At 56.2% G+C, this 21748-nt stretch carries 18 protein-coding genes, 1 tRNA gene and 1 CRISPR repeat array; of the genes, 7 read left to right on the plus strand and 12 right to left on the minus strand.

Annotated features, from left to right (window positions below; translation table 11 throughout):
* Positions 1–76 precede the first annotated feature (76 nt).
* From glyA to purU, 6 genes are read left to right on the plus strand one after another with little or no spacing between them, the layout of a single operon-like run.
* Positions 77–1393 (plus strand): serine hydroxymethyltransferase, encoded by a 1317-nt coding sequence (glyA, locus tag I6G83_RS22745; RefSeq protein WP_062779042.1) that lies wholly within the window; start codon positions 77–79, stop codon positions 1391–1393.
* 18 nt (positions 1394–1411) lie between these two features.
* Positions 1412–2662, plus strand: a complete 1251-nt coding sequence (locus I6G83_RS22750; RefSeq protein WP_015673110.1) for a sarcosine oxidase subunit beta family protein — start codon at positions 1412–1414, stop codon at positions 2660–2662.
* A gap of 15 nt (positions 2663–2677) precedes the next feature.
* Complete coding sequence (locus tag I6G83_RS22755) at positions 2678–3049, plus strand: sarcosine oxidase subunit delta (protein ID WP_015673111.1); 372 nt, start codon at positions 2678–2680, stop codon at positions 3047–3049.
* Positions 3046–6072: a sarcosine oxidase subunit alpha family protein gene (locus I6G83_RS22760; RefSeq protein ID WP_054305171.1), complete on the plus strand. Its 3027-nt coding sequence runs from the start codon at positions 3046–3048 to the stop codon at positions 6070–6072. Before I6G83_RS22755 ends, I6G83_RS22760 begins: the two co-directional genes overlap by 4 nt.
* A complete protein-coding gene (locus I6G83_RS22765; RefSeq protein ID WP_054305172.1) occupies positions 6065–6709 on the plus strand; it encodes a sarcosine oxidase subunit gamma in 645 nt (214 codons plus the stop codon). The genes I6G83_RS22760 and I6G83_RS22765 overlap by 8 nt, the downstream gene beginning before the upstream one ends.
* 13 nt (positions 6710–6722) lie before the next feature.
* Complete coding sequence (gene purU / locus I6G83_RS22770) at positions 6723–7586, plus strand: formyltetrahydrofolate deformylase (protein WP_054305173.1); 864 nt, start codon at positions 6723–6725, stop codon at positions 7584–7586.
* A 198-nt stretch (positions 7587–7784) separates the two neighbouring features.
* A CRISPR array of direct repeats spans positions 7785–8736; the repeat unit is 32 nt; unit sequence GTTTCAATCCACGTGCCTGCATGAGGCACGAC.
* A gap of 183 nt (positions 8737–8919) precedes the next feature.
* On the opposite strand, the gene cas2 is transcribed toward purU, so the two are convergent.
* From cas2 to I6G83_RS22820, 10 genes are all read right to left on the minus strand, one after another.
* A complete protein-coding gene (cas2, locus tag I6G83_RS22775) occupies positions 8920–9213 on the minus strand; it encodes a CRISPR-associated endonuclease Cas2 (protein ID WP_072186071.1) in 294 nt (97 codons plus the stop codon).
* A 12-nt stretch (positions 9214–9225) separates the two neighbouring features.
* Positions 9226–10251 carry a type I-C CRISPR-associated endonuclease Cas1c gene (gene cas1c, locus I6G83_RS22780; RefSeq protein ID WP_054305174.1) on the minus strand — a complete coding sequence of 342 codons (1026 nt, stop codon included), beginning with the start codon at positions 10249–10251 and terminating at the stop codon, positions 9226–9228.
* Positions 10248–10874, minus strand: a complete 627-nt coding sequence (gene cas4, locus I6G83_RS22785) for a CRISPR-associated protein Cas4 (RefSeq protein WP_054305175.1) — start codon at positions 10872–10874, stop codon at positions 10248–10250. The genes cas1c and cas4 overlap by 4 nt, the downstream gene beginning before the upstream one ends.
* A gap of 5 nt (positions 10875–10879) precedes the next feature.
* The gene (cas7c, locus tag I6G83_RS22790; RefSeq protein WP_054305176.1) at positions 10880–11761 is read right to left on the minus strand and encodes a type I-C CRISPR-associated protein Cas7/Csd2; all 882 of its coding nucleotides are present in this window, start codon (positions 11759–11761) and stop codon (positions 10880–10882) included.
* Positions 11758–13485 (minus strand): type I-C CRISPR-associated protein Cas8c/Csd1, encoded by a 1728-nt coding sequence (gene cas8c, locus I6G83_RS22795; RefSeq protein WP_054305177.1) that lies wholly within the window; start codon positions 13483–13485, stop codon positions 11758–11760. The genes cas7c and cas8c overlap by 4 nt, the downstream gene beginning before the upstream one ends.
* Positions 13482–14144, minus strand: a complete 663-nt coding sequence (gene cas5c / locus I6G83_RS22800) for a type I-C CRISPR-associated protein Cas5c (RefSeq protein ID WP_054305178.1) — start codon at positions 14142–14144, stop codon at positions 13482–13484. Before cas5c ends, cas8c begins: the two co-directional genes overlap by 4 nt.
* A gap of 13 nt (positions 14145–14157) precedes the next feature.
* Positions 14158–16407, minus strand: coding sequence for a CRISPR-associated endonuclease Cas3'' (locus I6G83_RS22805; RefSeq protein ID WP_054305179.1), 2250 nt, complete (start codon positions 16405–16407; stop codon positions 14158–14160).
* Positions 16408–16615: 208 nt separating this feature from the next.
* Positions 16616–16703 (minus strand) — tRNA-Ser (locus I6G83_RS22810).
* Between the two features lie 244 nt (positions 16704–16947).
* Complete coding sequence (gene osmE, locus I6G83_RS22815) at positions 16948–17277, minus strand: osmotically-inducible lipoprotein OsmE (protein ID WP_015673115.1); 330 nt, start codon at positions 17275–17277, stop codon at positions 16948–16950.
* A gap of 115 nt (positions 17278–17392) precedes the next feature.
* Complete coding sequence (locus I6G83_RS22820) at positions 17393–18787, minus strand: PepSY-associated TM helix domain-containing protein (protein WP_054305180.1); 1395 nt, start codon at positions 18785–18787, stop codon at positions 17393–17395.
* Positions 18788–18946: 159 nt separating this feature from the next.
* Here I6G83_RS22820 and I6G83_RS22825 point away from each other — a divergent pair, with 159 nt between their 5' ends.
* Positions 18947–19390 (plus strand): DUF2946 domain-containing protein, encoded by a 444-nt coding sequence (locus I6G83_RS22825; protein ID WP_054305181.1) that lies wholly within the window; start codon positions 18947–18949, stop codon positions 19388–19390.
* Between the two features lie 88 nt (positions 19391–19478).
* Here I6G83_RS22825 and I6G83_RS22830 read toward each other — a convergent pair whose 3' ends face one another.
* Together I6G83_RS22830 and I6G83_RS22835 are read right to left on the minus strand one after the other, a co-directional pair.
* Positions 19479–19895, minus strand: a complete 417-nt coding sequence (locus I6G83_RS22830; RefSeq protein WP_054305182.1) for a VOC family protein — start codon at positions 19893–19895, stop codon at positions 19479–19481.
* 129 nt (positions 19896–20024) lie between these two features.
* Positions 20025–21134, minus strand: coding sequence for a porin OmpC (locus I6G83_RS22835; protein ID WP_062779039.1), 1110 nt, complete (start codon positions 21132–21134; stop codon positions 20025–20027).
* Between the last annotated feature and the right edge of the window lie 614 nt (positions 21135–21748).

Below are 21748 nucleotides of genomic sequence, written 5' to 3' on the forward strand. Positions count from 1 at the left end.
AGGGGCGTCCCCCGATCTATCTTGGCTGACGGTAGGCGGATGGTGCCGCCGCAGCGCTAACCCTGAGGATAATCAGATGAATGCCGATGATTTGAACAAGACCGATCCGCAGCTCTTCGCCGCCGTCGTTGGCGAAATGGTGCGTCAAGAAAACCATATCGAACTGATCGCTTCCGAAAACTACGCCAGCTCGCAGGTGATGGCGGTTCAGGGTAGCCAGTTAACCAACAAATATGCCGAAGGTTATCCGGGCAAACGCTACTACGGCGGCTGTGAGCACGTCGACGTGGTGGAGCGGCTGGCTATCGAGCGCGCCTGCCTGCTGTTCGGCGCCGACTACGCCAACGTGCAGCCGCACTCCGGCGCTCAGGCCAACGCCGCGGCGTTTATGGCGCTGGTGGCGCCGGGGGACACCATTCTGGGCATGAGCCTGGCGCACGGCGGCCACCTGACCCACGGCGCGGCGCCTAACGTTTCCGGCAAGCACTACAACGCGGTGCAGTACGGCCTGAACCCGGAAACCGGCGAAATTGATTACGATGAGGTGCAGGCGCTGGCGCGCGAGCACCGGCCGAAGCTGATTATCGCCGGCTTCTCCGCCTATGCCCGGGTGGTGAACTGGCGGCGCTTCCGCGAAATCGCCGATGAGGTCGGCGCCTGGCTGATGGTGGACATGGCCCACGTCGCCGGACTGGTGGCGGCCCGCTGCTACCCTAACCCGCTGCCTCACGCCCACGTGGTCACCACTACCACCCATAAAACGCTGCGCGGCCCGCGCGGCGGCATGATCCTCTCCGCCTGCGGCGATGAGGAGCTGTACAAAAAGCTGAATGCCGCGGTCTTCCCGGGGCAGCAGGGCGGCCCGCTGATGCACGTGATCGCCGCCAAGGCGGTGGCGCTGCGCGAGGCGATGAGCGAAGAATTCGTCCGCTATCAGGCGCGGGTGATCGACAATGCCCGGGCGATGGCGGGCGTGTTTATCCGCCGCGGGTTCGATCTGGTCTCCGGCGGCACCGACAACCACCTGTTCCTGGTGTCGCTGATCCGTCAGGGCATTACCGGTAAAGAGGCGGATGCCGCGCTGGGGCGCGCCCATATCACCGTCAATAAAAACGCGGTGCCCAACGATCCCCGCAGCCCCTTCGTCACCTCGGGACTGCGCATCGGCACCGCAGCGATCACCACCCGCGGCTTCGACCTGCGCGAGTGCGAAATGCTGGCGCACTGGATCTGCGACATTCTGGACACCCTGGCCCGCGGCAAAGAGAGCGACCATGAAGAGCAGCGCAATATTGAAGCCTGGGTGCGCTCCAACGTGGCGGAGCTGTGCGCCCGCTATCCGGTGTACGGCGAAGCCCACGGCATGACGCTGACCCGCCCCGCTTTCGCCTAACAGACAGGAAGAGACGCTATGCAACATTATTCGGGTTTAAGTCTGCTGCGCCATGGTCTCAACCACCATGAAAACTGGCCGCGGATGTGGCGCAACCCCGTGCCGAAGAAGGCCTACGACGTGATTATCATCGGCGGCGGCGGTCACGGGCTGGGTACCGCTTACTACCTGGCGAAGGAGTTTGGCATCACCAACGTGGCGGTGGTGGAAAAAGGCTGGCTGGGGGGCGGCAATACCGCCCGTAACACCACCATCGTACGCTCCAACTACCTGTGGGACGAGGCCGCGGCGCTGTTTGAACACTCGATGAAGCTGTGGGAAGGACTGTCGCAGGATCTCAACTACAACGTGATGTTTTCCCAACGCGGGGTGCTCAACCTGGGGCATACCCTGCAGGATATGCGCGACATCCGTCGCCGGGTGAACGCCAACCGCCTGAACGGCATCGACGGCGAGGTGCTGGACGCCCGCCAGGTGCAGGATCTGGTGCCGATGCTCGACTGTTCGAAAAACGCCCGCTACCCGGTGCTGGGCGCCTCATGGCAGCCGCGCGGCGGCGTGGCGCGCCATGACGCGGTGGCCTGGGGCTTTGCCCGCGCGGCGGACGCTCTGGGCGTGGATATTCTGCAGCAGACCGAGGTCACCGGCTTTATGATGCGCGACGGCCAGGTGTACGGCGTGCATACCACCCGCGGCGATATCGAAGCCCGCACCGTCGGCTGCGTGGCGGCGGGCAACTCCGGGGTGCTGGCCGGCATGGCCGGGCTGAAGCTGCCGCTGGAGTCCCACCCGCTGCAGGCGCTGGTGTCCGAACCGCTCAAACCGGTGCTGGATACCGTGGTGATGTCAAACCACGTGCACGGTTACATCAGCCAGTCGGACAAGGGCGATCTGGTGATCGGCGCCGGTATCGACGGCTACAACGGCTACGGTCAGCGCGGCAGCTACTCCACCATCGAGCATACGCTGCAGGCGATCGTCGAGATGTTCCCGGCCTTCTCGCGGGTGCGCATGAACCGGCAATGGGGCGGCATCGTCGATACCACGCCGGACGCCAGCCCGATTCTGTCGGCCACCAAAGTCAAAGGGCTGTGGTTTAACTGCGGCTGGGGAACCGGCGGCTTTAAAGCCACGCCCGGCTCGGCCCACGTATTCGCCGCCAGCCTGGCGGCAGGCAAGCCGCACCCGCTGGCGGCTCCGTTCTCAATCGATCGATTCAATACCGGCGCTTTAGTGGACGAACACGGCGCCGCCGGCGTTGCCCACTGACGAGGAGGAAGCAAGATGCTGCATATCTGGTGCCCCTGGTGTGGCGAACACCGGGAAGAAGAAGAGTTTCACCCCAAGGGCCAGGCGCATATCGTGCGCCCGGCGGATCCCGACGCCTGTAGCGACGAAGAGTGGGGAGAATATCTGTTTTTCCGCGATAACCCGCGCGGCGTACACCGGGAACTCTGGGTACACGCCGCAGGCTGCCGCAAATACTTTAACGTGGCGCGCAATACGGTGAGCTACGAAATACTGGAAACCTACCGGATTGGCGAACAGCCGAAAACCGGCGCCGGGGCCGATGTAGTGCCCCTGCCGCGCCGCGACGACAGCGAAACTGAAACCGTAACCCACGATGAGCGGATCCAGGCCGGAGGTGGCGCATGAAACAGGTGAATCGTCTGGCCGACGGCGGTCGCATCGACCGCAGCCGTCCGCTGAATTTTCGTTTTAACGGCCAGACCCTGCAGGGGTTTGCCGGCGATACCCTGGCCTCGGCGCTGCTGGCCAACGGCGTGGATATCGTCAACCGCAGCTTTAAATACGGACGCCCGCGCGGCATTGTCGCCGCCGGCGCCGAAGAGCCGAATGCCGTGGTGCAGCTGGGCAGCACAGAAGCCAGCCAGGTGCCGAACGTGCGCGCCACCCAGCAGGCGCTATATGAAGGGCTGACGGCGAGCAGCACCAACGGCTGGCCCAGCACCGAACGCGATCTGATGGGCGCCGTGGGTAAAATGCTCGGGCGCTTTATGCCTCCCGGCTTTTACTACAAAACCTTTATGAAACCGGCCTCGATGTGGATGACCTGGGAGAAGTATATCCGCAAGGGCGCCGGGCTGGGGCGCAGCCCGATGGCGCGCGATCCGGATCGCTACGATCATCTTAACCAGCACTGCGACGTGCTGATTATCGGCGCCGGCCCGGCCGGTCTGGCCGCGGCGCTGGCCGCCGGACGCAGCGGCGCGCGGGTGATGCTGGCGGATGAACAGGAAGAGATGGGCGGCTCGCTGCTCGACAGCCGCGAACCGTTAAACGACCGCGACGCCGTCGCCTGGGTGGCGGACACCCTGCGCGAGCTGGCGACGCTGGACAACGTACAGCTGCTGCCGCGCACCACCGCCACCGGCCGTCACGACCACAACTTTGTCACCCTGCTGGAGCGGCGCACCGACCACCTGGGTGAAACGGCGCCGGACCATCGCGCGCGTCTGCGTCTGCACCGGGTACGGGCCAAACGCATCGTGCTGGCCAGCGGCGCCCACGAGCGGCCGCTGGTCTACGCCGGCAACGATATTCCCGGCAACTTCGTCGCCGGCGCCCTCTCCACCTATATTCACCGCTACGGCGTCACGCCGGGCCAGCGTCTGGTGCTGTCGACCAGCAACGACCAGGCCTACTGCGCCGCGCTGGACTGGCTGGACAGCGGCCGGGAAGTCGTGGCGATCGTCGACGCCAGGGATAACCCGGACGGCGAACTGGTGGCCCAGGCGCGCGCCCGCGGCATCCGCGTACTCTGCGGCAGCGCGGTGATCGAGGCCCAGGGCGGCTCCCGAGTCAGCCGCGTGCGGGTTGCCCGCATCGACCCGGCCGGTTTCCGGGTGGTGGATCGGGTGGAAACCCTGAACTGCGACACCGTCGCCAGCTCGGGCGGCTACAGCCCGGTGATTCACCTGGCGGTGCATACCGGCGCGCGGCCGATCTGGCGCGATGAGGTGCCGGGCTTTGTCGCGCCGCAGGTGGAGGGCATGATCGCCGCCGGCGCGGTAACCGGCGCGTTTACCACCGAACAGGCGCTGCGCGACGGCGCGGCGGCGGGCCGCCAGGCCGCCGAACAAAGCGGCGGCAAACCGCAGGACATTACACTGCCGGAGGTGGCGAAACGCCGCGACGGCGCGGCGCTGGCGCTGTATCAGGTGCCGCACGATCTGCCCACCTCCCGGGCGCCGAAGCAGTTTGTCGATCTGCAGAACGACGTCACCGCCGCCGCCATTGAACTGGCGATACGCGAGGGCTTTGAGTCCATCGAACATATCAAGCGCTACACCGTGATGGGCTTCGGCACCGATCAGGGCAAGCTGGGCAATATCAACGGCATGGCCATCGCCGCCCGCTGTCTGCGGCGCGCCATCCCCGAGGTCGGCACCACCGTGTTCCGCCCCAACTACACGCCCGTCGCCTTTGGCGCCGTGGCCGGCCGCCACTGCGCCGAACTGTTCGAACCGGAACGTCACACCGCAATGCATCAGTGGCATCTGGATCGGGGCGCGGAGTTTGAAGAGGTCGGCCAGTGGAAACGCCCGTGGTACTTCCCGCAGCGCGTCGACGGACGCAGTGAAACCCTGGAAGAGGCCGTGGCCAGAGAGTGCCGCGCCGTGCGTAACGGCGTGGGGATCCTCGATGCGTCGACCCTCGGCAAGATCGATATTCAGGGGCCGGACGCCCGCACCTTCCTGGAGCGTATCTACACCAACAAGTGGGCGAAACTGGGCTTCGGCCGGGTGCGCTACGGCCTGATGTGCAAGGACGACGGCATGGTGATGGATGACGGCACCACCAGCTGCCTCGGGGCGAACCACTTCCTGATGACCACCAGCACCGGCGGTGCGGCGGCGGTGCTGGAGTGGCTGGAGCTGTGGCATCAGACCGAATGGCCGGATCTGCAGGTGTATTTCACCTCGGTGACCGACCACTGGGCCACCCTCTCCCTGTCCGGGCCGGAGTCCCGCCGCCTGCTGCAGGAGGTGTGTGATATCGACCTGTCGCGCGACACCTTTAAGTTTATGGACTGGCGCTCCGGCACGGTGGCCGGCGTTCCGGCGCGTGTGTTCCGCATCTCGTTTACCGGCGAGCTCGCCTATGAGGTGAACGTGCAGGCCAACTACGCGCGCCACGTCTGGGAAGCGCTGTTCGAACACGGTGAAAAGTATGGCCTGACGCCTTACGGCACCGAAACGATGCACGTTCTGCGCGCCGAGAAGGGCTTTATTATCGCCGGCCAGGATACCGACGGCTCCATGACGCCGGAAGATCTCGGCATGCAGTGGTGCGTGGGCTACGACAAAAGCTTCTCCTGGGTGGGCAAGCGGGCGCTGACGCGCGCCGACACCCGGCGCACCGACCGTAAACAGCTGGTCGGCCTGCGGCCGAAAAACCCGCGGGTGGTGCTGGAAGAAGGCGCGCAGATTGTGCTGGATCCCCACCATCCGATCCCGATGCCGATGGTCGGCCACGTCACCTCCAGCTACTACAGCCCTACCCTGGACAGCGGCTTCGCGCTGGCGGTAGTGAAAGACGGGCACCAGAAAATGGGCGATACCGTCTGGCTGCCGATGGTCGACGGCCAGATCCATGAGGCCGAAATTGTCAGCCCGATCTTTGTCGATCCCAAAGGAGAGCGCCAAAATGTCTGATGTCGTAAAGATAAGCACCTTTAACAGCCACCCCAAGGCGCAGGTGATGCGCGAATCGCCGCTGGCGCTGTCTTACCGTCATACCGGCCGGCCGGAGGCCGGCGAACACAGCGGCGTAACGCTGCGCGAGCACCCGTTCCGCGGGCATCTGATTCTGCGCGGCGGCGCCATCGTGCTCGATCAGGCGCTACGCGACGTGCTGGGGATCGGACTCCCCGGCCAGCCGCTGGGGCTGGTCAGCGGCGACGACGGCGAAAGCAGCATCCAATGGCTGTCGCCGGACGAATGGCTGCTGATCGTGCCGGAAGGCAGCGAGTTTGACGTGGAGAAACGGCTGCGGGCGGCGCTGGGCGACGCCCACTACGCCATCGTCAACGTCAGCGGCGGCCAGACGCTGCTGGAGCTGCGGGGGGAAAAAGTTCGCGAGCTGCTGATGAAGTCAGTGGTCTATGACGTTCATCCGGACAATTTCCCCGCGGGCAAGGCGGTGACCACCGTCTTCGCCAAAACCACCGCGGTGCTGCGCCGGCCCGACGAGACCCGCTGGGAGCTGATCGTCAGACGCAGCTTTGCGGATTACCTCTGGCGCTGGCTGCTGGATGCCGGGGAAGAGTACGACATTGGCGTTATCCCGTGACGGAGAACAGAGCATGAGTCGTAATAATGACTGCTGGATCATGACCGCCCAGTGTCCGGGGCGGCTCGGCACGGTCGATGCGGTGACCGCCTTCCTGCGGGAGAACGATTGCTACATTACCGAACAGAACTCGTTCGACGACCGCGAGTCCGGGCGCTTCTTTATCCGCACCGAGTTTCGGCCGCCGTCCGGTTTCGACAGCCAGGCCTTTGAGGCGCGTTTCGCACCGCGCGCGGCGAACTTCGAGATGAGCTTCGGGCTGACCGCGCCCGGACATCGGGTGCCGGTGGTGATTATGGTCTCCCGCACCGATCACTGCCTGAACGACCTGCTGTACCGCTACCGTACCGGCCAGCTGCCGGTGGAGGTGTGCGCCGTGATCTCCAACCACCGCGATCTGGAACCGCTGGTGGCCTGGCACGGCCTGCCCTACCACTACCTGCCGGTTACCGCCGACACCCGACCGCAGCAGGAGGCGCAGGTGTGGCGAATCATTGAGGAGACCGGCGCCGAGCTGGTGATTCTGGCGCGCTATATGCAGGTGCTGTCGGACGGCATGTGCCGCCGGCTGGCGGGCAAGGCGATCAATATTCACCATTCGCTGCTGCCGGGCTTTAAGGGCGCCAAGCCCTACCATCAGGCCTGGGCCAAAGGGGTCAAACTGGTGGGCGCCACCGCGCACTATATCAACGAGGAGCTGGACGAAGGGCCGATCATCGCCCAGAGCGTGGAGCCGGTAACCCATACCGACTACCCGGAGGATCTGATTGAAAAAGGACGAGATATCGAACGCGTAACCCTGGCGCGCGCCGTCAGCTGGCACGTGGAACGGCGGGTATTTCTCTATGAGAACCGCACGGTGGTGTTCCCGCGCTGAACCTACACAGGCGGCCCTGTCGGGGCCGCTTTGCTTTCAGGCCGTCCGCGGCGCAACGAAAAAACCCCAGGCCGTTTAAAGCCTGGGATTTTGAAATCCATAAAGATTAATGAGATTTACTCAAAGCAGCACAATTTCAACCCACATATCTACATGGAATACGGCAGGGCCAACCGTCTGCAATCCCTCATCCCGATTATTTCAATCCACGTGCCTACGTGAGGCACGACGTTCTCAGGCACACTTTCGCGACACATTTCATGATGTTTCAATCCACGTGCCTACGTGAGGCACGACAGGTATACAATGCCAGCGCGTAGCAGTCGTTGGTGTTTCAATCCACGTGCCTACGTGAGGCACGACAGGCGTACGGCGCCAGCGGCAAAACAAACGTGCTGTTTCAATCCACGTACCTGCGTGAGGCACGACACCCGGCCCCGAGAGGGATCAACCGATAAGTGAGTTTCAATCCACGTGCCTGCATGAGACACGACGGCGCCCTGGATAACGTCACTCATCAGGTTCTTGTTTCAATCCACGTGCCTGCATGAGGCACGACGACGCGCCAGTTTGTTTTGCTCATGAAAATACAGTTTCAATCCACGTGCCTGCATGAGGCACGACGAGGAAGGACAATGAACACTATCGAAATGATCAAGTTTCAATCCACGTGCCTGCATGAGGCACGACGCTAGCTGTTCCTCGGACTGGTCCTGATTAGCCATGTTTCAATCCACGTGCCTGCATGAGGCACGACCCCATACGATAACCGCAAAGCTCGTATTGAGAAGTTTCAATCCACGTGCCTGCATGAGGCACGACACGGCCTGCGCATGCTGAACCCGCTGATATTCACGTTTCAATCCACGTGCCTGCATGAGGCACGACAAGATTTTTCACAATGGCCTGCGTCAGTGATGAGTTTCAATCCACGTGCCTGCATGAGGCACGACTATAAATACAGTAAATTTGTGGTGTGAGTTATGGGTTTCAATCCACGTGCCTGCATGAGGCACGACGCCGCCGGCCACATTGCGCCCGGTGATGTAGATGTTTCAATCCACGTGCCTGCATGAGGCACGACGAGCATGGCTAAGCGTAAGAGCAACGAGCAGCGAGTTTCAATCCACGTGCCTGCATGAGGCACGACTCCCTTATTGCAAGGACTTGTGTAGTCTACCTTTAGCAAGCATTTTGCGCCAACCCACAGTTAACCAGGCACAGATACACCGCTAATCAACAGACTAGAGAAATTTCTCTTTTATTTCATAGTAATAGTTTCGCGCCAACCTGCCAGCCTTTTGGTGAGGACTACAGGTTGGCGGAAGAGAATTCAGATGATCAAATGATCTTTGAAGATATCAACTGCGGGCTTGGCGCCATGATGTTCAACTTTGTTTCTCCATTCCTTCCCTAGTCGATAGAAACGTAAACTATCAACCTCTGCATTATAAATGCTGAGGAGTTTGGCTCGAAAATTCACCCACTGGACAGAATCAATTTCGCATTCAAAAACTGAATATTGCACCCTCACGCCATAATCTAAGCACATTTTAGCTAGCTGTCGGAGTCGACGCGGGCCATCAGCATCAGCCAAAGAAACATCATAGGTCACCAAAACCATCATTCCGAGAACCTTTCAACGATATGTGTAAGGAGGATATACAGCCAAATCACCCCGCAAATGGCGGGAAAGTAACATAGCCTGCACATGAGGCAATAAACCTATTGCAACCTTTTCTTGTAAAAATGGGTGGATAATTTCTTCTTGCTTTTTAGTTTGCCATGCTTGGAGAACTAGTTTTCTGGCATCCTCCTTGAGGATCACACCTCCCAATATATCGGTAGTAAAATCCGCTGTTTTCAATTGTTGTCGGTTAATCAATGTCAGCACTAACCGATCAATAATGGGGGCTCTAAACTCCTCAAGCAAATCCAGCGCCAGACTATCACGCCCCGGCCTTTCAACATGTAAAAAACCAACTTGTGGATCTAACCCTACGCCTTGCAAAGCGCCGCTGATCTCTTTAGACATGAGCGAATACAAAAATGAAAGCATGGCGTTGACTGGATCACGAGGGGGTCTTCTGTTCCGGCCATCGAAAACAAAACCGCTGCGACGAGTCAATAATCGATCAAATACACCGAAATAATGGCTTGCAGCCTCCCCCTCTAAACCACGTATCCGATTAATATCGGTCTGTACGGCCAGTTCCGCAACAATCTGACGCATCCTATGGGTTGCCACGCGAATATCTGTTTGTTCGCCATAAGTGCGTAAATGACGCATCAGTACGACCCGAGACGATTGAATTTTAGCGGCCACCACATTACGAGCGATCGTCGCATCACCATTTTCACTACAACGAAATTGTGCTCTACGTAACAACACATTACCCGTTTGCTTACCAACCACCCGAGCTTGGAAGCGGCCAAAGCGATCAAAAAAAGAAAGCTGGGTGCCATTCTCACCACAGAACCCCATTAATTGCGGCGACACCATAATATTACCGAAGCAGAAAATATTACCAACGGAATGGATCGGTACTTGCAGCAATTTCTGGCGCTGGCCGTCAATCGACTGCTCGATCAATAATGTTTCCCGCTCTTTATGCAGATAAGCACCATCACGATTGATATAAAGACAGTTCTGGAGTTTCTTCATTTATCCTCCTCCGCTGAGGAATAAATCGCCGACACATAGGTAATGGAGGTATCTTGCTGTTGAGCAGGAAGGCATTCATCAAGCAGTGAACAAGACTTGCAGTGCCTTCCGGACTGAGATTTGGGTGTCTCACCGGAACGCAACAGTTCAGCAACAGAGGCAATAACCGAGAGTGTTCGCTGACGCAGGGCACTATCCAAGGCAATGTCCAGCCGATGCCGAGTTTGCCAGTACCACACAGCTCCAGTAGCCACCTCTTGTCCTGTCATCTCCTCCAGGCAGAGAGCCTGTGCACAAAGCTGAATAGCATCGCTATCATGACGCTTTGGCTTACCGCGTTTATACTCTACCGGGGTTAGTGCCCCGGTAGAGAGATCTTTCTCCAACAGATCCAGCTTGCCGGAAAGACCAAGCTGCGGCGCACTGACGGGCAAACCACGTTCATACCGTATCCCTTTGCGGGTCTCTGGCTCACCGTGGTCCACACGTTGATGCAGCAATGCTCCCTGTGCTGTCAACCAGTTATCAGCCCACACTTGCTCATTATGAATCAAGGCACACTGTCTGGGACAAAATGCATAATGCTGCAGTGCGGATAGCGGAATCAGTCGCGTATCAGCCATCTTACTTACGCCAGCATAACGTGCAGCGTTACACCACCTGGAATCTGCTCCTCAGTCACACTGATGCGGTAATCGGACAGACTGCGAGCGGGGCCATCGGTCACACGTTCAATATTGATGGTATCGAAAAGTTTACGAGCAGGGGCATTGCCCAATACGCTGTCGTGCTTGAAAACGTACAGAGCGCAGGCGTTCATTTCGCCACGAGCGGCTGAGCGATCATGATCAAACATATTAATTAAAGAATCCCAAAAGAGCCTGAGATCGTCCTCACTGAAACCGGTTTGTTGTGCCAAATGCGCTGAAACATAACCGTGACAACGATATAAACCATAAGGCACAGTATTTTTACGGCCCATCGTACGATTATCACCATCCTGTTTTTGTGCTGCCGCCTCCGTTGCCACGGCACAGCGAGTAATGGAATGCTCATGCGCTACAATAGGCTCAATGGAGCGGGCAAACGTAAGCTGTACCGGCCCACGAACCTGACCACAGTTAACACCGGTAGACATCACGGCGCCAAAGGTACGAATGTCATAGAAATTTTTACACATCCATTGGCGAGCCTCATCTACCGCATCCCCTCCCTTGCGTTTTTTATCATCGCCTTTCAGCAAGTCGGACTTGCCAATCCCTTCATAGGCACGCTCATGGGTTTTATTCAGGATCGCTTTCTCTTTGACGTAAATTTCATAGGGTGGTATTTCTCCTTTATGCAGGCCGATAAAGTTGCGTACTTTACGTTTCAGACAGACGTCGGTAACCAAGCCTTGGCCAGTTTCTGCATCCACACGAGGTAAATTGCCCGCATCTGGGTCGCCATTGGGGTTCCCATCCTTGACGTCAAATAACAGAACGAACTCATAGCGATTGTTAAGACTCATGCTGCCTCTCCTTGGGTAGATGTTTTCTTGGGAGTTAAATCCTGACGTTGATGGTAGTAACCGATAGCGAACAGCCCCTGCTGAGTCAGGTCCAGATGGGCCGGGAAGTCGGTAATTGCCGCAATAATCTCTTGGATACGATTTTGAGCCGCAATACGATATCCAGGTTTATCCAGCTTTTTCAGATGATGGGTATGCAAACGCATCAAGGTGCCAAACACCGCTTTGGGCGTACAGCTGGCGCTGCTGTAATAGCGATCGCGGATAGTTGCATTAAGCCCTGGGCTTGCATCGGTTTGTAATTTTTCCAACACAGCAAACAGCCTTCCCAATAGATAGCCGATACGGTCTTCTTCCAGATTGAGTGCCACAGTGACCTCCTTGAATTTTTGCTGACGAAAATAGCGGTTTAACCACGCCTTGATTAACGCAGTTCGGTAACCATTCACCGCACCTGATTCCGCTTTAATGCGAATCAATACCCCAGTGAGTAAAGCAGCAGGTAAAGGTGAACCTGATAAAATCGCCCGTACAACCTCCCCCACCCAGTGAGGCGGCAAATTCTCTTCTTTACCCAGTAATGCCGTACTACGTAACAAGGTTTTCAACGATGGGCGTCTTGGCGAATCACTACTCCCCGCAAGCTCAATATCATCAAGCCATTGCCACAAACGTTGAGCAAAATCTGCAACTGTCCCTACCAGCCAGAAACGGATAGCCACCCGTGCCGCATTGGGCGATAACCCCAGCAAGTAAAAACGCTCAGTGGCCCCGGTCCCTTGATAAAGGCCGTTATGCACGCTGTCGCCAAGCTTGGTCACAGCACGAACATTACGGTCGGGATCGTCTTTAGGACTATCGGCGAAAATGAAAGGTAACAGGGTTTCCAGCGGATGATCTTGGGCAGCCCAACACACGACTGAGGTTTCGCCCAGCTGCATACGGTTGGGGCTATTCGTTTCTAACAGGTAATTCAGTGCCGTGGTGTATTCAAATGCTGCTCTCTCGCTGATCGGGGAATTGGCCCCCTGCTCTTTTCCCCATGACCTGAATGCATCTTTATTAAATGAAACCAGACTGGCTCCAGAGGAGTGCGCACCCCATACCCCCCTGATGGAGGGATGGAGCCTGGCCACAGGCAGCACTTTTCCGTTGACCAGGCAGCGGGAGGCCACATCACCCTGCAGGTTAATAGACTGCTGGTAAGCCGCCAACACGGCAGGCCGATGGAACACAATCTGTCCCCCATCCTCCAACAGGCTAAAGGTCATTACCGGGTTGGTTTCAATAATTTCTGCCCAATGCAAATCCGCAGTTAAATTCTGTTCCGGTCGTTCATAGAAACGCAGCACGGCAGCTACGCCAACATCAGTAACTGCATCCCCCAATAGCAAGCGGATCTGCTCAATAAAACTTTGCCGCTGTTGTTCCGTGCGTTGCGGTTTGTCTTTTTGATCAATCCCCAAAACATAGTTCGCAGGATCCCACAGTAAGTTAGCCGCCACCCCCGAGGATTTTTTTACGCTTTTAGCCACCATAAAACGACGGGGTATTGGCTTTTTCCTCTCCATCGCTCGGGTATCTTCAAATTGAATAAATCGGCCGTCGCGATCGATCACCACCAGAAACGGGATCCCTTTTTCTTCAAAACCAAATGGGGCCAGCGCGGTATTCGGTTCGGCCTGTTTGCGTTGGTAATAATCGCATAATGCTTGCAGGATCATACGTATACCTCCGGGCTATCCAAGGCCGGGATATCAATTCGCCCTTGTATCATCTGCGCCCGAAAAAACAGGGGATTAGGTGATGTCGGATCGCTGTAATCCATGTCATAGAGCATCCAACCCAGATCGATATCCTGAGTTAACGGCAGAGGCTGACGCTCGGCATCACTGACTAACGTAAAGTCACAGGCAAATTCCCTGCATCCCAGATAGGGTTGGTTAATACATTGCCCCTTTTCAGCCCGACGGCGAAACATATCGGCAAACTTTGCTGCGTTATCACCGCCACCCGCTTTAGTAGTGAGATGAAATTCGGCATAAAGACGATAACGGACATCGCGCAGGAGTAACCCCGCACGCTGCTGACGATCCTCTTCGATATAAAGCCCAAGACTCCCTTTGCCTGACTTCATCGCCGTTTTCACATTACGGCTGGAAATCACCGAGCCTACCTCATTGCGGCGCAGGTTAATCCAACGTATAGGGTTGATTACTTCAATACGGGTCACTTGCCAGCGTATCGCCGGTTTCCACAAGATCGATTCAAAGACACTGCGGGCTGCTGACGGGGTTATGACATCGTAGCTCACACGCTCTACTTTCATCTCTGGGCGCGTAAAACAGGCGAAATCACCACTGATATCCAGACAAAATCCCATATTCTCTCCGTGATCAAATAACTGAACGTTCCACAGATAACAACGTATCCGGTAATTCCACTCCCCAACATGGATGGTAGTGACTTTCTAATAACACCAACTGGCCTGCGCAAACTTGCAGAGCACCGATAGCTTGTAACGCTTCAGCCAACGACTCAGGTAGCGTCACGCTGTAACGCTGTAGTTTTCGTTGCCCCCATTTGGCCGTGGGATCACTTTCTAATGTATTGAGCAGCATAAATACCGGACTTTCATCCTGATGCTCAGGGCAGTAAGGCACAATCACCGCCACGCCTTTATCATCAATTAAACGAAAACTGTCGGCTGCCTCACGAAATTGAATAATGAGAGGGGAATCTGCTGAGTATTTGGCCGTCAACTTCTCACAAATCTTGTGCTTATCACGCTCCCCTTGGCTATTAAGACGCATGAAGTATTGTTCAAGAGTTTGCGGCGACAGAGGTTCAGATAGCAGACCAGCTTTCAACATGGCCACAGTACATTGTTCTGCCTGCCGGAGCAGACCAACTGGCGCTGAGTCTGTAGGCATAAATACCCACACTCTGCCCAACTTCCCCATTACACCTTCACGATTACAGCGTCCTGCAGCCTGGGCAATTGCATCCAACCCCGCCATCGCACGAAATACCGCAGGGAAATCAAGATCTACCCCTGCTTCTACCAATTGAGTGCTGACAACTCTCAATGGCCGTTTATCTCCCTGACGGCGAGCTTCAAGCCGTTGGCGAATATCAGTAATCACCTGACTACGATGAGCCGCACACATATGAGCAGAAAGATGGAAACGGTTATCATCGTCGGGTAACAAGTTGAAAAGTTCACGTGCATGGCGACGCGTGTTGACGATACAAAGAACACACTCTTCCCCGGTCAATTCGTCTGCAATCTGTTGCCAATGCATAGGTTCGGCAGAAAAGGTAACCTTTACCCGTCTGAGTTGCTGCGCCAAATGCGCAGGGTTAGCGATAATTTCTCGCACATCCTTCACCCCTTCCATTAACTTCTTACCAAACACATCCCGGCTTTCTGCCAATACAGGCTGAGTTGCTGTACACAACACCCAGGTAACGCCAAACAACTCACTGAGTTGTGTCATGACGTTAGTGATTGGCTGGTGGAAGTCGCGTGGTAATTGTTGAGCTTCATCAAGGATGATGATGCTATCGATGAGGTTATGCAGCTTGCGGCAGCGGCTCGTACGTGATGCATGCAACGATTCGAAAAGTTGTACATTTGTGGTGACAATCACCGGAGCATCCCAATTTTCCGTCACCAACCGCCTATATACATTGCCATCATCATCAAGGCTACAATGGTGCTCCAATACAGCCTCATCCCCCAGTACCCTACGAAAGACTGCCGCGTTTTGCTCAATAATGCTGGTAAAAGGAATGGCGTAAATGATGCGTTTTTTTCCATGCTTGATCGCATGCTCAAGGGCAAATCCCAGACTTGCCAGCGTCTTACCGCCACCGGTAGGCACTGTAAGGCTGAATATCCCGGGTACTCCAACCGCTGCCGCCAGGGTTTGCGTAAGTATCTCCGCCCTGATTTTCTGCAGCTGTGTACTTGGGGCACGCCCTACCAACCCGGCCATAAAATCACGATAGCGCTTATGTAATCCCGACAAAGTGGGGTAATTGCCGCGCATGGCAAATTTGTCCGGTGCCATATAGCGCTCAGTATCCAGATAATCGGCATCCACCAGACAGGAAAACAGCATACGTAGCCACAAAGCTACCGATTCAGGAGTTAATGTTGGATTAATGAGAGGTTGGTCATCAGCTGTCAGAATGTCAGCAGGTACTTGTGAGGAGACTGATTCTGTATATTCTTGTTGCGCCTGTGCAAGACGTACCTGTAGTGATCCATTTCCGCCACTCCAATCAGGTAAACCCGCATGATGGCCGGCAATCAGATAGGCCAACATATGCCCATAGCCGGCACCTAACGTATCAATTGCGTGCAATGCGCCTGCAGTTGAATGAATCACTCGCCCACTCTGTTGCTCAATATGGGCACTTTCTGACTCAAAACCTGACTTATTACGAATGTAGCTTTGGAAGGATGGTCGGTATTTACCTAAATCATGCCATCGCCCCACAAGTACCGCCCACCCTGACATGGGGCGTATAAAAAATTGCTCTGCAAACACGGCAACACAACGTAGATGTTCATCTAATCGGTGTGATTCAGCCCATTCGCCATCTGCGTTTAACTTAACATGTGCTATCGGTAACATGACTCATGTCGCATCAAATCCATTGATGCTCTTAAACTACCATGTATCAATACCAATAAAAATACTGTGGTTAAACTATCCCCCATATGCCGGGAACCATCAGGGGTGAAAAGTAGTTATCGCTTTCAGCAACCACTGAAGCCAACATCCAAGACATACAGCAAAAACGAAAAAACCCCAGGCTGTTTAAAGCCTGGGGTTTTGAATTTGGCGGAAGGACAGAGATTCGAACTCTGGGAGCTGTTACACTCGACGGTTTTCAAGACCGCTGCCTTAAACCACTCAGCCATCCTTCCAATGGGCGCAGATATTAACGGTACCGTTATGAAATGTCTAGCGTTGCCATACAAAAAAATAGGCATTTCGGCGCGTTTGCTCAAACTTCAGGCCAAGAGTGGTTAAAAAGTGCAAGTCATGCCGAAAACAGCGCAATATCTCACCAGTCCGGCCCGCTTTTTCTGCCGCACGGCGGCGGACTTTCCGCTGGCTCCACCAACAAAAAGGCCGGACAGTCGTCCGGCCTTTGGCATCTGGCGCCGATTACTTCGGCTGCGAGTCGTAGTCTGAACAGCTTTGATAGCCTTTGTTCATCACATGGCCGGTATCGTTGTAGCTGACAAAGTAGGTCTGCGCCTTGCCGTCACGCGGCGCGACGGCATAGGTATCGCAGGTGCCCTGCGCATGAACCATCGTTGCCGTGGTTGACGGCGGCCCGGCAATCGCGCGTACCTGCTGCTTGGTCATCCCGACTTTAACATCACTGACCACCGGCTCTTTTACATAGCTCGCCGCGCGGTCATAAGCGGTACAGCCGGCAAGAATGGAAAGTGCTGCTGTAGTGCAAACGGCTAAAACCAACTTCTTCGTCATAGCTTGTCCTCTTAGAGTGCGTTTATTGTCTTCTAAGTCTAGATGGCGAAAGGTTTTTCCACAAACTGCGCTTTAACACTGGGTGCTATTTTAACCGGATGATTCATCAGCAGCGTTAATCGGCTTGCCGCCGGCGCAGCCAAGCGTAGCGCAGCACGTCGGCCAGCAGGAACAGCACAATGCTGGCCCCCAGCACCGGCAGGCTGTACCCCAGCAGCAGCGTCACCAGTAAAATCAGCGCCAGCGGCCCCTTCGGCGTACGCCGCAGCAGCATCAGCGGCGAGCGCGGCGCGCGTTCCGCCGCCCGCGTCGGCCGGTTGCGCCACCACATCAGATAGCCCATGATCACCATCGCCACCAGCCCGACGGCAAACGCCACCAGCACCAGCTCATTAACCAGGCCGAACAGAATGCCCATATGCAGATCGATGCCCCAGCGCGTCAGTTTGGCCGCCAGTGGGAAACTGGCAAATCGTACGCTGTCGGTCACCGCCAGGGTATGCGGATCCACCGCCACCGCATCGACCTGCGTCGGCCAGCTGCGATCGATTTCGCTGACGGACCAGGCCTGCCCGGCGCCCTGCGGCTGCCGAATCTCTACTTTATTCGCATCAATGCCCGCAGCGCGCGCCTGCTGCAGCACCCGGTCGTACAGCCCGGTATCCAGCGCCGGCGCCGCCTCGTCCGGCGCCATAACATGGCCGCGGTGCTCCGCATGCTCGTCCATTGCGTCATGAGAGCCGCCGTGCAGCGCGGTGGACAGCGACGGCGTCGCCCAACCGAACTGATGGCGCAGCACGCTGATATTATCGCCGGCCCAGTTCGACCAGGTCAGGCCGGTAATCGAGAAAAACAGCAGCCCCAGCGACAGCAGTACCCCCAGCTGCCGGTGCAGAGCGCGCACGCCGCGCTGACGCCGCGCCGCGCGTTTGCGCGCCCCCCACAGAATCAGCCCGCCCAGCGCCGCCACCCACAGCCAGGAGGCCGCCAGCTCGCTGTAGTTGCGGCCCACTTCCCCCAGCAGCAGGCTGCGGTGCAGCTGATCCAGCCAGGTGCGCAGCGGCAGTACGCCGCTGGTGCCGTACACCGCCAGCGCGCCGTGGGTCTGCAGCGTGACGGGGTCGACAAACACCGCCAGACGTTCGCCGGACGCCAGCCCATCGACGTTAAACAGCACCCGCGTGTTCTCGCCGTCTGCCGGCGACGGACGCACGGCGGACAGCTGCGCCTCCGTCGGCGCCTGCGTTTGTGCGGCCGCAATCTGCCGCTGTAGCGTCTGCGGCTGTCCGCTGCTGTGGTTATACAACTGCTCGGCGTACCAGTAAGATTCCAGCTGCGGCGTCAGGGCATAAAAAATTCCGCTTAATGCGGCAATAAGTAAAAAGGGACCGACAAATACGCCAATATAGAAATGCAGGCGCATCATCAAGGGAATAAACCAGCTGCGAGTGGTTACCCGCCGGCGCATATTTTGGGTAGCCGAAGGCAGCGCGTTTACGCGTTCAGTCATTATTATTTTCCACAGGTGAATTTAATGCCTGGGGGAATTTATCCGATCTATTTTTAATTAACAAATAATTTTCTAATGGTGTTGGCAATTTGTGAATGATGTTACACTGGCGCCGGCATCACATGCCGCGCTTTCCACTGCTCAAGGGCCCGAATACTGGTGAAACTGTCAACGCACTCAATACGCACGCTGGCCTGGCTGGGTCTGTTTGCCATGCTGATGGTGTTTGCCGGGCCGTTAATCTCCGCACAGTTGGCAAAAAACTCGCAGCATAACAGTATGATGGGCATGAATATGCCGATGGGCGAGCACATGATGATGATGCATCATCAGGCCGACGACGCCCCCGCTTCGCGGCACCACGCCGCCGGCATGATGGACGAAGACAGCGGCGATTTTTGCGGTTACTGCAGCCTGTTCCACCATAGTCCGCCGCTGCAGATTACGCTGCCGCCCTTCCTCCACGCCCCATTATCCGCCGGCACGATTAGCGCCGTTATTATTCCCGCTCCGGTTATCCGCCGATTATTCCAGCCCTATCAAACGCGCGCTCCACCGAAAAATATTAACGCCAATAATATTAAATCCACGTTTATACTTTAATTTATTAAGGTAGGGTTTGCCGTATTTATTAATTACGCCTTCCCTACCCCGTTCGTTTATTTTTATTAATCAAACGCCGCGACGATATTTAATAATTATCCCACAGTCCGGGCGTCGCCAATTCCAGCAGATGGCCATCCGGGTCGCGGAAATAGAGACTTTCCGCACCGCGCGGCCAGCGCATGCGCCCTTCGATTTCCACGCCGTGCTGACTTAAGCGTTGCTCCCACTGCGGCAGCTGCGCCCTGCTGACCGCAAAGGCCAGATGATAAGGGCCGTTGCCGTCATGCGGCGGTATATAGCCGGCCTCTTCGCGGAACCCTTGCCGTCCGTCGCCACGGATAAACAGCAGCAACACGTTCTGACCGCCGACGTTGTAAGCGCGAAAGCGCTCTTTGGCCACCATCGCCGGCAGCCGTAACACGGTTTCATAAAAATGGCTGGCGCGCGGCATGTCGCTGACGTACAGCGCCGTTTCAATGATGCGTTCAAGGGTGAGCGGCATAGAGCCTCCTGAGTAAGGGTTACTCAGCAAGCCTAGCCGGGGCGGTTCGGGCGGGCTAGCAATCCGTGCTCAGACGGCAGGCAAAAAAAACGCGGCCCGAAGGCCGCGTTATGCAAAACAACCTGAAGCTTAGAACTGGTAAACCAGACCCAGCGCCACCACGTCGTCGGTGTTGATACCGGCGGCTTTGGTGAAGTCGTTGTCGTCCAGCAGGTTGATTTTGTAATCAACGTAGGTGGACATGTTTTTGTTGAAGTAGTAGGTCGCGCCCACGTCAACGTACTTCATCAGGTCCTGATCGCCGTAGCCGCGTTCGATATCCTTACCTTTAGACTGCAGGTAAGCCACGGAAGGGCGCAGGCCGAAGTCGAACTGGTACTGCGCAACCAGTTCAACGTTCTGCGCTTTGTTGGCGTAGCCATAAGCGGAGCTGCCACGGCTGCCGAAGCGGGTAGCGTTGTAAGACTGGGTGTACATCGCCGCCAGGTAGACGTTGTTAGCGTCATACTTCAGGCCGCCGCTGTAGGCTTCAGCCTTGTCGCCGCTGCCCAGAATACGCGGGTTGTTATAGCCATTCTGCTCGTTGGTACGGTCAGAAGAGAAGTAAGCCGCCGCCGCGCTGATGCCGTAGCCCAGATCGTAGGTAGCAGACATGCCGTAACCGTCGCCGTTCTGCGCCAGCACGTCGCGACCGTTGTTGGATTCGGTAGCGCTGTCGTTTTTACCCTGGTACTGCAGGGCGAAGTTCAGGCCGTCAACCAGACCGAAGAAGTCGTTGTTACGGTAGGTCAGCACGCCGTTAGAGCGTTGGAACAGGAAGTTGTCCGCACCGTAGGTGTCGCCGCCGAATTCCGGCAGGACGTCGGTCCAGGCGCCGATGTCATACAGTACGCCGTAGTTACGGCCGTAATCCAGTGAGCCGTAGTCGCCAAAGCGCAGACCGGCGAAGCCGACACGGGTGAAGGAGTCGTTTTCGCTTTCAGTCTTGTTCAGCTGAACCTGATATTCCCACTCACCGTAGCCGGTCAGCTGGTCGCTGATCTGGGTTTCGCCACGCAGGCCGAAACGCAGGTAAGACTGGTCGCCATCGGTGCCATTGTCGTCAGAGAAATAGTGAAGACCATCGATTTTACCGAACAAATCCAGTTTATTACCGTCTTTGTTGTAGATTTCCGCTGCGCCTGCGGTGCCGGCAACCAGCATGGCAGGTACAATCAGGGAGAGTACTCGAAGTTTCATCGTTATTATCCTCGTTAATTATGTCGAGCTACGGCCACTGCCCTTTTGAGCATTATTAGCACGACTGTGCATTACCATTCTGGTAACACGGTTTATATTAATCCAGAAAGAAAATGATACCAAGTGTCCGATAGTGTTTCTACGGCGCAAACAAAGGTTGCAAAATGTAAATACCGGCGAACTTTCACAAAAACTTACCGACAAACAAAATAGCGCATTTAAAGACAAAAAATGAATTTAATTGAATAAATTCACTTAGTTATACAAAACCTTAAACTAATGTAGAATTCCATACAAAAATAGCGATCAATAAGCACATACTGTCAAAATACCTGTCGCAAACAGCCACTATAATTCACCTGCTATCATCATTATTTTCATTATTACCTTCATTATCGTAATGATAATCCCTGTACTTTACAGCCGGCCCCCGGGCCGGTTTTTTATTGCCGTTTTTGCCTCCGCCGCGCGACATCATGCAAACTATCCGACCAGAAATAATCACTTACAGAAATAATTGCCTATTTAAATTTCCGCACTTATCGCTAAACGTTTTCTTTATTTTGGTCTACACCTTGATAGCTGGAAAATAAATAAACACTTCCGGCTTAATT

It is taken from the genome of Serratia rubidaea (genome assembly GCF_016026735.1).
GTDB lineage: Bacteria > Pseudomonadota > Gammaproteobacteria > Enterobacterales > Enterobacteriaceae > Serratia_B > Serratia_B rubidaea.